We start from the raw sequence: 11,823 nt of genomic DNA, 5'->3' as shown, positions 1-11,823 counted from the left end.
TGCTACTCCAGTTTTAATTTTGGTTGTCTAAGGCGGTCAACACCTAATCTATGGTTAAGATCGTTCCATTTTTCTAGCCGTGTTGACGAACCCGCTAGTACACCTCGACCTTGCTCTTTATTGAGCCATAACTGTTTACCGTTAAAGCTATAAACAGGTAGTAGATCTTTTCTTTTGGTGGCAGGCTTTATTTCATGATCAAGATTATCGAGAACTAAGGGGATCGATGCTGGTGTCTCATAGTAAGCCAATACCATGTGGTATTGATTCACCGTAGTCGCTTTAACCATAGTGATCCGCATCTTGTCCTCTTGCACGCCAAGTTGGAGCAAGGTGAAGTATTTAGCGATCGAAAAATCTTCGCAGTCACCACCATTCACGCCAATAAACTCCATCGGCGTTGCCCAATAATTTGACTCACCCCATAATTTACTGTCATCAATAAAGCGGAATAAGTTGAAAAAGTTATTTACTTTCAATAGCTTTTCTTTTTCATCTAGCGTACTTGCTTCCGATAAAACTTTGAACCAAGCCCTAGCTCGCATCCCCGCACGCTCACCATAATGTTTTTCAAGGGTTGAAGTGATCTTCCCTTCATCAAGGTTTTGTGTGGGGGCAGCATATAGGCAGCATATGCCTAAGGCTGACGCTATGAGGCTAAAGCGGCAGACTCGCAATAATGAATGTTTATAACCAAGTCTGCCGTTCATAACCTAATGTGTGAGTCCTTTATTGTGTGTTGTCATCGACCGAGTAAATCGTCCATTTCATGTCTGTTGCCGTATCATCACCTGTGACTTCTGCCACGACACGACGGTTACGAATTTCAGCTTCAGGAGTACGCTCTAACACCACTGGGCGGCTAGGGCCATATCCAATAGCTGTTAATCGACTTCTATCTATGCTGAAGCGTTCGGCTAGCACAGCTGTCACTGCATCGGCACGTTCTTGCGATAATACTAAGTTGCGTTCATCAGTTCCTGTACGACTAGTGTGCCCTTCAATAGTCACTTTAGTCGTTGGGAATTGTTGTAAAAATACTGCAACCTCCTCAATTTGAGGATAGTACTCTGGTGCAATATAAGCAGAATCATTTGGGAATAAAATGCTTAACTCTTTACGCTCATTAATCGCTTTGATTTTGCCACAGCCATAGTTGTCAATGCCGGCGCCTTGAGCGGTATCATTACAGCGTTCACGGGCCTCAATGACCCCATCTCTATCTTTATCTGATAGATCATAGGCTTGAGTTGTGGTCATTTCGTCAATATTAACTGTATCGCGCATTGAACAACCAGCTAAAAGAATGACACTGAGAAAAAATGTGATAGTTTTCATTAGTTAGCTCCTCCTACATAGTTGCGCTCTCCACGCCATGCATCGGGCCTAGTGACTCTGAGAGAGTCTAATAAGCGTCCGGTAGAATTGAGTACGCGATACTTAGCAATGATTTCATCATACTCTGCCTGTAAATAGTCTTTACGCGCCTCGAAGAGTTCATTTTCGGTATCCAATAAGTCGAGAAGACTGCGTTGGCCTAAATTGAACTGTTGGGCATAGGCAGATTGGGTATCCTTTGCGGCTATAACATGGTCTCGGATGTATTGCTTTTGAGGTGCCAGTAATTCAAATGCGTTCCAAGCCAAATTCACGCCTTCAACGACTTCGCGCTGAGCGCGTTGACGGATTTCTTTGGCTTCACCAAGTTTGTATGCTGTTTCTTTCTCACGGGCGAGATCTTTACCACCCGAGAATAAGTTATATTTTACTCGAACCATGGCCATTAAATCATTGCTATAGCCACCCACATCACTACGGAATGCGCCAGCGCCAGAGATACCATCTTCGCCGCCGACATCATTATTCCAATTACCGTTCAGCTCCAAAGAAACTTGAGGGTAGTAATTAGACTGTACTGATGAACGTTCATTCTCGGCGGCACTAATATCATTTGCTGCAGATTTGAGTATGGGGTGATTCTCCTGTGCTGCGATAATGCCAGAGCTTAGATCTTTTGGCAGCATCTCTGCATCGGGCACAGGTAAGATTAAGTCTGCTGGTGCCGACTCTACAATTCTGATGTACTGCGCTTTTGCATCAAGTAAATTGTTGCGAGCAGAAATCACGTTGGCATTAGCCCGCGCTAAGCGTCCCGTGATTTGGGATAGGTCTGCGATTGAACCTAAACCTGAATCGGTACGTTGCTTGATTTGGTCATAAATTTCTTTATGGCTGTTAAGGTTTTTCTCTGCTAATTTCAGCACTTCATCAGTGCGCAAATAGTTGAGGTATACCTTAGTGACATCGAGCGCCATATCTTCAGCTGCAGCAAGCAGCGCCCATTGGTCTGCACTGGCTTCAAAGCTATAACGATCAACTTCACTGCTAGTATAGAAACCATCGAAGAGCATTTGTTTTAGGCTAACACCAAACTCTCCGCGGTTTAATTCCGCAACTCCTTTGCTATCGACATCACCGACATTTGGTCGTCTACGAGTCGACACGCTGTCAGTTTGTTCGTAGCCGTAGCCGCCACTGACATCAATCGTCGGCATATAACCTGCTATTGCTTGATTAACTTGTTCTTCGCGCGCTTTAAAGCGGTTGAAGGCAACACGTAAATCAGGGTTCGTATCAAGCGTATGTGCAACGGCTTGCTCTAACGTCTGGCTTTGAGCCGATAAAGGTAACAGAATTAATGACAGCACTATGGCTATCTTTGAACATTGAAATTGTCGTTTTGCTGAAGTCTTCATGACCAACCTCCCGGTTTATAAAAAGGCTTAGTGCTCTCTGAGCGCTGTGTCCTTAGCCCTTAAAATTGGATTTAAAATGTACTCAAGTATGGATCTTTGCCCCGTGATAACGTCAACCGAAGTCAACATTCCCGGAATAATTGGCATCTGTGTGCCATCGTTTTTGGTTAAACTGGATTCTGCGGTTCTGACTCTAATGAGGTAAAAACTATTACCTTCTTCATCTTGAGACGTATCAGCGCTGATGTGCTCAACGGTTCCTTTAAGACCACCATAGCGGGTAAAATCATAGGCGGTAATCTTTACCACTGCCGGCAATCCTGGGTGTAAGAAGGCGATGTCTTTAGGCAAGATTTTAGTTTCAATCAGTAGCTGATCTTCCGATGGCACTATTTCGATAATATCGACACCTGGTTGCACAACGCCGCCGAGTGTATTGATATGAGTGGTTTTAATGGTGCCATTAACTGGGGAGGTGATAATCGCTTTGCTGACTTTATCCTGTGCACCCACTTGTGCTTCATTCATGCGAGACAGGCGGGTTTGGGTTTCATTAAGCTGTGCGCGTAGATCGGCGGCATAGACGAATACAGCTTCACGGCGTTTTAAGATGGCTTCATCCATCGCCGCCTTGACTTTAGGGCGCAGTAGGCGCATTGAATTCAATTCGCCTTGCAAATCGTTCACAGTACGTTCAAGTTTGAGTAGTTCAACTTCAGGAACGATACCTTTTTTAGCTAACGGCCGAGTGAGCTCAAGCTCACGGGAGATCAGCTGCATACTGGTGGTTAATGTCGTTGTTTTAGACGCAAGATCATCAATTTCTTGTTGTCTTTGTTGAATTTGACGGACCAAGATTTCAAGTTGGTTACTTAAATTATCTAACCGTCCGTTGTATTCTTCTTGCTGCCTTTTAACTAAGGCAGGTTCCGCGGTAATGATGCTCTCAGGAAATACCAAGGCTTTTTTAGTAACGAGCACTTGCTCGCGCCAGTCTGATGTCATGTCTGATATGAGAATGCTATCGAGTTCCGCGCGCATACGAATAGCATTGGTTTTTAAGCCCAAAACCTCTTGCTCTTGCTGAGCAAAATCAGAGCGGAAGCGGGTATCATCAATACGTACTAAAGGTTGGCCTTTCGTTACCATTTCACCTTCTTGTACATATAGCTCTTGCATGATGCCGCCATCTAAACTCTGGATGACTTGGACTTGTGATGAGGGGATGACTTTCCCCGAACCAGTGGTGACCTTGTCTAATTTAGCAAACCCTGCCCACAGTAAAAAACACACAACCATAGCTGCAAGTGCCCATATGATTAATCTGTGCCCGCTAGGGGCGTCAGTCATCATGGCGCCGTAGACATCATCAACCATGTCTAAGTCATTCGCGGTTAGATTTTTACTCATCTTTTAGCTTCTCCATTCACGAGGCCAAAATTGAGTTTTTCTAACACTTCTGCCTTGGGACCATCAGCGACCACATGGCCGCGTTCGAGTACGATAATGCGATCGACGAGCTGCAGCAGATGCATCTTATGGGTAATAAGAATTAAGGTTCTGTCTTTGCTGACATTCTGCATTGAGCGAATAAATTGTTGTTCCGCGCGCGCATCCAAGCTGGCGGTGGGCTCATCCATCAATAGCACTGGAGGGTCATTGAGTGTGGCACGAGCAAGGGCAACGGTTTGTCTTTGTCCGCGACTGAGCGACATGCCGCCTTCGCCGACTTGTTGGTCTAACCCCTCTGCTTCTAGGTTGGTAAATTGACTCACTCCAGAAAGCTGTACGGCACGGATTAATTGGTGCTCAGTGACTTGGCGTGTACCAAATAAAATATTGTCCCGAATCGAACCGTGGAAAAGGGTCACATCTTGGGGCAAATAACCAAAATTACGGCGTAAATCACTCGGATGGATCTGTGCTGAGTCTAAACCGTCATAACGCAGGCTTCCTGCTGTCGGTTGAAATAACCCAACCAATAACTTGGCAAGGGTACTTTTACCTGAACCATTACGGCCGATAATTGCAATACGCTCGCCGGGATTTATGGTCAGTGACATTGGATGGAGTACTGGTTTTTCTGAACCAGGGTAAGCAAAGCCGACATGATCAGCATTGATTTTACCTATTAGCCTTTGTTTGCTAACCAAATGCCCTTTATTTTCAAACTCATCTTCTTGAGTCATGATTTCATTAAGCTGACGCAGTGCGCTGGCAGTGTGGTTTGCTCTGGTCATCAGGCCTGCAAGTTGTGCCATAGGTGAAATAGCTCGGCTCGATAACATAACGGCCGCAATAATTCCGCCCATAGAAATTGCATTATCGGCCACGCGATAAACACCTAAAATGACGACGCAAACAACGGTAAATTGCACTGTGAAGTTAGCCACGTTCGAGACAGAGTTGGAGAGCTTTTTTGACCTCAATTGCCAGTTGGCACTGTGGCCTATCATCTGTTGCCAGCTTTTTTGTACTATCCCTTCGGCACCATTGGCTTTGATTGACTCTAGTGCCGATAAACTCTCGATTAAATGCCCATGTTTCAAGCTTGAAAATTTATTGCCTTCTTCGATAGCGGCTTTGAGTTTAGGTTGGATATAAAGTGTAAAGCCAATAATGATGGCGCCACCGATCACTGGAACAATGGCGAGATCGCCGGCAACGATATAAATAATAATTAGGAAAAATAATGCAAAGGGCAGATCGACTAAGGTTGTGATCGTCGCCGAGGTTAAAATTTCACGGATGTTATCGAATTCGCCTAATTGTTTTGCCATACCGCCAATACTGGGGGAACGTTTTTCTAAGGGGATACCAATCGCTTTAGCGAATAGGCGAGAAGACACTATGATGTCTACTTTTTTACCTGCTACATCAATCAGGTAGCTTCTGAGTTGGCGCATGACAAGATCAAACAGATACGCAATAGAAGCACCAATCGCTAACACCCACAGGGACTCAAAGGCAAGGTTGGGCACGACTTTGTCATACACGTTCATAATAAATAACGGTGAGACTAAGGCGAACAAATTCACTAATACAGAAGCAATTAATGCATCACGATAAATGGGGGCAGAATCTTTTAAAGTTTGGACTAGCCAGTGGGTTTTATTATCATGCAGATAAACATCAAAGCCCATGTCACCACGATATTCTTGTTTAACTAAGAATAAATATCCCACATATAAGGCTTCGAGCGACTCAATGGTTAGCGTCTCTTCACCACCTGTCTCGGGTAATTGAATAATCGCTTTATCTGACTCAACATCAAGTTCACGCAATATGCAGGCTTTCTTGTCTTTTAATAACAAAATACAGGGAAGCAATATCGGTGATACTTCGTTTAAGCCTTTTCGAGATAACTTCGCCGCTAGGCCGGCCCTCGACGCGGCCTGAGGTAATAAATCGGGTGTTAATACCGCACCTGACAAAGGTAAACCTGCCGCAAGCGAGTCGCATGAGCATGGGTTGCCAAAATGCTCAGTGAGTAACACTAAACAATCCAGCAGCGGATCCACTAAGACTCTTTGCGAGGCTGAAATGGTCCATTGGTCAATTTTTTCAGAAGCTGCAGCTGACACCTAATTACTTATCCTTTGGATTTTTATATGGTTATGGCAAGTATCGGTCATGATGGCCTATATTTCTATAGGCCATCTGAACTGATTTTATTTAAGGAATGATATTATGGTGTGGATTAGTATCCAGTGGCGCGATTCCTTGTACAGGTTCTGGTGTGACAGGCTGAGAGTCAATGATTAGCGGACCATCATTATTACTACCCAATAAGCCATTAATTATACCAGCATCGTTAGTGCTACCATATTCGTCGAACAAATTAACACCATCAAGGATGATATGTTGTTCAAAGACACCGTCTTGATTGGCATCAATATCGATCACTGTAGAGCCACTACTGTTAAGGCTGAAATTCAAATAGCTGTCTAGCGTGTTGGTATTTTCACCTTGAAGTAGATCGCGTAAATCCAATTTATCTTCATGGATATTAAAGTCAGTGATATGGTCTGTTCCTGACTCGCCAGCCTGCCAGACGAAAGTATCAGAGCCAGTCCCTCCCGTTAGTTTATCGTTTCCTAGGCCACCAATAATAGTATCGTTACCAGCACCACCAAATATAAGATCATTACCATTACCGCCGTAAAGCTGATCATTCCCACCTTGCCCATAAAGTATGTCATTACCTTGTCCGCCGATAAGAACATCTGCCTTATCGCTGGCACCAGATTGGTCAAAATCAGATGCATGCTCAGTAATATATCTATGTACTTGGGCATCGGTAACTGCGGCTACCCCTAGCTGATCAGCAACATAATCTTTGATGGCAACATAACCTTGGCCACTAATACCGTTAAAGTTGATGGCATCACCAAAGAGTATATCGTCGCCGTTACCACCGTTGATGGTATCAGATCCTGGCAGTTGGGTAATTGGAGTACCAATGATCGCATCTGCTAAATCCTCAGCGTTGATGTTAGTCAGAACATTACCGTCAGAGTCAAATGGCTTAAGATCTTCACTATCCAGTGATGGGCCTATCCCAATGGCCTGAACAATCACTCCTAGCGTTGATAGGAAAGCAAATCCTTGCTGGGAATTCGCATTCGTTCCGGTGCCGTTTGTACCCAAGTTGGCAAATTGGAAACCTCCATTACCATCCGGGCGCATAAAGCCAACTGAACTTGAGCTCCAACTATTATTGCTATTTTGGGTCCATTTTAATACTTCACCGTACTGGTTGATGATCGTACGTCCATCCTGGCTATATGTATTGCCAAATACATAACCGTTTTGGATGATACTGGATAGGTAAATACTGTTGTTTGCTCCGCGTGGGTTATAAACCTCAGGGTTTTGGCCCTCATTGTAGTTGTACTCATTAGCTTGGCCATCGGTAATAAAGTAAGCCAGATTTGTGGCACTGTTACCGCTGATGCCAGAGAACCAGTTGGCGGTCGTTTTAAATACATCTTCGTAGTTGGTGTTTCCACCTGAACGCATGTCGTCCAATGCATCTTCCAGTATCGACAGGGCATTGGGGTCTTTCATATCGACAGAAACCCAACCTTTAGAAATGCCATCAAAGTCAACCAAGAACACATTTACAGTGCCGCTGCCTTCAGCGGTAGCGCTGTTTTTCAGTGTCGTAAACACCTGTTCAAGTTGCGCTGTCATGCTATTGAGCGCCGTGCTTCCAATACTGCCAGAACTATCGACCATAAAGGCGATATTGTAGTTTTGACCTGGCAAAATAACGCTACCGTCTAAATCGCCGACCACAATGTTGTGCTCATTACCAAAGTTAAGATTTTGATCGCCAGGCTCTCCTTCATGACCACTGAAGTAGCTAAGAATGACGCTATCTGCATCTGTTGCAGTATTGGTCAAGTCTGTACCTGACTCTCTTGATACTGCTTCGACAACGAGGTTGACTTGACCTGCATATTCACCAGGAACCCTTAATGTTAATCCTGTCAGATTGACATCTAAAGATGCACTGTTCCATACGCTGCCATGATTTAGAAGAATATTACCGTCTGCATCTGCAGTCCCCATTAAGGTACCGTTACTGCTGTAGAGTAAGGTGCCTTCGGGTAAACCACTGAGCTGAATGCTATCGATGCTTTCGCTACCGTCTCGATCCGCAAGTGACACATTAATTTCGATTGGATAGTCTACAGCTGTAGGCTGTTCTAATGTGAGTTCACCTGTGATTTGATTGATCGCGTATATGCCATCCTTGAATTGCACATACTCAACATCATGCAGGGCCTTAGTAACACCGATGCCATTTTCAGTTACAAAGAAGTTGAACCAACGATCATTGCTAGAGTAGCCTGCGCCTTTCTCTATTATGTAGTCGGCTCGGTTGCCAAGAAGTACGGCGATATCTGTTCCTGCACCACCGTAGAGCCCGTCATTACCTAGACCAGCAACAAGAACATCATTTCCTGTTCCGCCATAGAGAGAGTCACCTTGAACGGCATCACTGCCGACGAGTATGTCATCACCATCCATACCGTAGAGTAGATCACCGCCGCCATTTGCGCTGACAAGATGATCGTTACCCCCAGTACCGAGCAACTGATCTTGTCCGGAAGTATTATCAATAGTACGCGTACCAGTATTAAATGGTGCGGTAGTAAAATCGCCCGTACGGAATTGTTCGGTAGTGATTCCTGAAGTCTTAAAGTTACTGTATAGCGGTATGCCATTATCAGTCAGAATAACGTTAACTACAGGCTTATCTGCTATAGGTAAAACAGTGATATCAAGTGCTGCTGTGGAACCAGTATTTGTTGTGTAGGTGACACTTGGCATTTCGCCTGCCCAGTTATCATTTGGAATAAACTGGAATTCACCATTGGCTTGTATTAATAAGCTACCCACGGCCAAGGTAACGGTTTGCCCTGCGTTAAAACTGGTTTGCATACCGTTATAAATGACTCTGAAGCTAGTGATGCTCAGATTGCCGAGTTGATCATTGGTAAGAACATTACCCGTTAGCTGCTGATCTTCGTCGATGGTATAGCGATCGTCAGTCGCATCAATAACGGTAGCATTATCCGTGCCTTCAGCTGATTCATTATTAGCACTATCAGTTTGAGTTGCGGTGACTGAGATTGCCTGACCTGCAGTCGGAGTAGGCTCTGTCCAAGTAATAACACCATTTGTATAGGTGTAACCTGTTGCTAGAGCACCATTACTAAATTTCAGTACGCCATTGTCAAGAATGAGGTCTACTGTACTGCTATTACCTGCATTATCGATTTCTAGATGTACACTGCCGCCAGTATTAAAGTCACTAGCATTAATTTTGACCTGTATTTGAACGCCATTACTACCTATCTCAGTACTCGTCAAATACGCGTCATCATTTACATCATCTATGATGCGTACTTCAGGTGCAGAAGGTGGCGTTGTATCAACATAAACTTGTGGAATAACAGAGAAAGTACCATCTGTATGATCGCCATCTCCATCAGTGGCTCTTACTTTGAAATCAATATCACCATCGCTAGGTTGTAACATCTCTTGATATTGATGGAAGTCCCATTGACCTGTACCTGGGGTAAACTCAAGTTTGAATACCAAGTGACCAGCAGCATCGACCCCAATCAGTGTATTTGCCGTTTGGGTTATGGTAATTGCACTGCCTGTTGCCGTGAATAAATTGGTTTCATCACTACCTTGTAAGGTGAGCGAACCTTTACCATCTGCGCCCCAATCAGGGCTAACAGTTCCTGAAGCAAAGGCGATTGCTGGTGGAGTCGTTGTGCCTAAAAACTCAATAGCGGTAACAGTGAAGTCACTATTATCACCGCTACTTGGGCCCTGGCCATTATCAAGGGCTTTGATGACCATAGTGTCAAAACCCCCTTGTAAGGCTTGGAAGTTGGCGGCATAGTCGCCACTGCTGGCATCTGAGCTAAATGTTTGAGTTGCGATAAGTTGGCCATCTCGCCAAAACTCGACGACACCGACTTCTAGTTCGCCACCAAACATGTGGGAAAACTGGATATTTACGCCGTAGGCAATAGTTCCAGGATCGAGAGTAATGATGATTTCTTCAGATGCAGAACTTCCATCTGCAAATTTACGGAAATCGACTTCATTCGCGAGATTATGATAAGGAGCACCAGCGCTACTAACACCTATCCCACTACTACTACCAAAGATTGCGGCATCAATTAAATTTGAGTTAGTTGACGAAGTGAATCCTCTTGCACTGATAGTAAATCCATTGAAATCTAATGAATTATTGTTGCCGCTGTAACCAGTGAGTGAGAATGAACCCACCAATGAATCAGGAATACTTGTCGTTGTGGTTTGCACGGCTGCAATTGGTGATATGACTGGAGCATCATCTTCAATGGTGACATTGAAACTTCCAGTTGATGTACCACCATGGCCATCATTAACATTGATGCCAATATTGACTGACAAGGTGTCTTCTGTCTCAGTATCTGGATGATCGACAGGACCTTTAAGCGTGACATCATAGGTCCAATTTCCTGAACTACCAGTAACCGGTGGCGTCAGTGTTGCAGTCATAATTTCGGTATATGAAGCCTCACCTGCAGTACCAATATAACCCGTTAAAGTTTGCGTGACAGGATCCCAACTCCATTGAATTGCTTGGCCACCAGATAATAATCCTGATGGGCCAGAAAGTGAAACGGTCAGATTATCATTATTACTATCTTGTATGCTTACTGTCCCAGAGGCGTCAGGACTATTAGTCGAATCGGTATCTCCAGTGCTATCAGGTAGACCTAGGGGCAAACCTTCCTCTGAAACAATTACGTTATTAATTACGTTAATCGTTGGTACTGAATTGACCGTTGCAGTATCTGAGCCCTGACTTGAAGTGTTGCCCGCCGCATCCGTTTGGGTCGCATAGATTGTAATATCTTGACCTGCTTCAGGGGTTGACTCTGTCCAGCTAATGATGCCATTACTGTAGCTGAAGTTTGTTGCGGGAGTGCCATCAGCAAATTGTAGTTCGATAACCCCGTTACCAACATCGACTATTTTAAGCTCAATTGAGGTTATGACTGCACTGTTATTGATCGTTAAATTAACATGCCCTCCAGCTAAAAACTCAGTGGCATCAATATTAACTTCGATCTGAACACCAGCACCATTACTACCAATCTCAGATTGAGTAAGTACACCATCACCAGGTATACCGTCATCAACGATTAATACTGTTGGAGGATTAGGGGCAGTGGTATCAATCGTGACACTGTCGTGGGCGGAATAGCTGTTGCCCGCAGGGTCGGTGACAGTGGCCGTTAGGGTTAGGGTAGCTCCGTCCGCAGGGGCATTCACTGCCAGCGCCAGACCGCTGTCGAGCATGGCTTGGGTGACAGGGCCGTTAAACAGCTCGCTCCCGTCTTGATCGACAATCACTAAGGTATCGCCCAGGGCAGTGCCGGCGCCGAGGATAACGACGTAGTTTACTTGTCCGTCGAGCTCAGCACTACTGAGCAGGCCGTCATTGTTGGTGTCTTCGGTGATGCTGATGCTGACTGCTGGGGCT

6 protein-coding genes are annotated in these 11,823 nt (G+C 44.8%); all 6 read right to left on the bottom strand.

What is annotated here, in order from left to right; all coding sequences use genetic code 11:
- Window positions 1–2 precede the first annotated feature (2 nt).
- The 6 genes from Q4Q57_RS20395 to Q4Q57_RS20370 all read right to left on the bottom strand — a co-directional run bounded on the left by Q4Q57_RS20395 (window position 3) and on the right by Q4Q57_RS20370 (window position 11,693).
- The gene (locus tag Q4Q57_RS20395) at window positions 3–710 is read right to left on the bottom strand and encodes a transglutaminase-like cysteine peptidase (RefSeq protein ID WP_006083437.1); all 708 of its coding nucleotides are present in this window, start codon (window positions 708–710) and stop codon (window positions 3–5) included.
- A 19-nt stretch (window positions 711–729) separates the two neighbouring features.
- A complete protein-coding gene (locus Q4Q57_RS20390) occupies window positions 730–1,338 on the bottom strand; it encodes an OmpA family protein (RefSeq protein ID WP_311891871.1) in 609 nt (202 codons plus the stop codon).
- Window positions 1,338–2,756: a TolC family outer membrane protein gene (locus Q4Q57_RS20385; RefSeq protein WP_311891870.1), complete on the bottom strand. Its 1,419-nt coding sequence runs from the start codon at window positions 2,754–2,756 to the stop codon at window positions 1,338–1,340. Before Q4Q57_RS20385 ends, Q4Q57_RS20390 begins: the two co-directional genes overlap by 1 nt.
- Before the next feature lie 27 nt (window positions 2,757–2,783).
- Window positions 2,784–4,166 carry an HlyD family type I secretion periplasmic adaptor subunit gene (locus Q4Q57_RS20380; protein ID WP_106649185.1) on the bottom strand — a complete coding sequence of 461 codons (1,383 nt, stop codon included), beginning with the start codon at window positions 4,164–4,166 and terminating at the stop codon, window positions 2,784–2,786.
- Window positions 4,163–6,340, bottom strand: a complete 2,178-nt coding sequence (locus tag Q4Q57_RS20375) for a type I secretion system permease/ATPase (protein ID WP_311891869.1) — start codon at window positions 6,338–6,340, stop codon at window positions 4,163–4,165. The genes Q4Q57_RS20380 and Q4Q57_RS20375 overlap by 4 nt, the downstream gene beginning before the upstream one ends.
- Before the next feature lie 91 nt (window positions 6,341–6,431).
- Complete coding sequence (locus Q4Q57_RS20370; protein ID WP_409438203.1) at window positions 6,432–11,693, bottom strand: beta strand repeat-containing protein; 5,262 nt, start codon at window positions 11,691–11,693, stop codon at window positions 6,432–6,434.
- Window positions 11,694–11,823 lie beyond the last annotated feature (130 nt).

It is taken from the genome of Shewanella sp. SP2S2-6, from assembly GCF_031931965.1.
In the GTDB taxonomy this organism is placed as follows: domain Bacteria; phylum Pseudomonadota; class Gammaproteobacteria; order Enterobacterales; family Shewanellaceae; genus Shewanella; species Shewanella baltica.
This window is presented reverse-complemented; position numbering and strand designations above follow the sequence as displayed.

Bases quoted from the DNA above. Each gene is read 5' to 3' on its own strand.
- Q4Q57_RS20395 (WP_006083437.1), bottom strand. From the start codon at position 710: ATGAACGGCAGACTTGGTTATAAACATTCATTATTGCGAGTCTGCCGC.
- Q4Q57_RS20390 (WP_311891871.1), bottom strand. From the start codon at position 1,338: ATGAAAACTATCACATTTTTTCTCAGTGTCATTCTTTTAGCTGGTTGT.
- Q4Q57_RS20385 (WP_311891870.1), bottom strand. From the start codon at position 2,756: ATGAAGACTTCAGCAAAACGACAATTTCAATGTTCAAAGATAGCCATA.
- Q4Q57_RS20380 (WP_106649185.1), bottom strand. From the start codon at position 4,166: ATGAGTAAAAATCTAACCGCGAATGACTTAGACATGGTTGATGATGTC.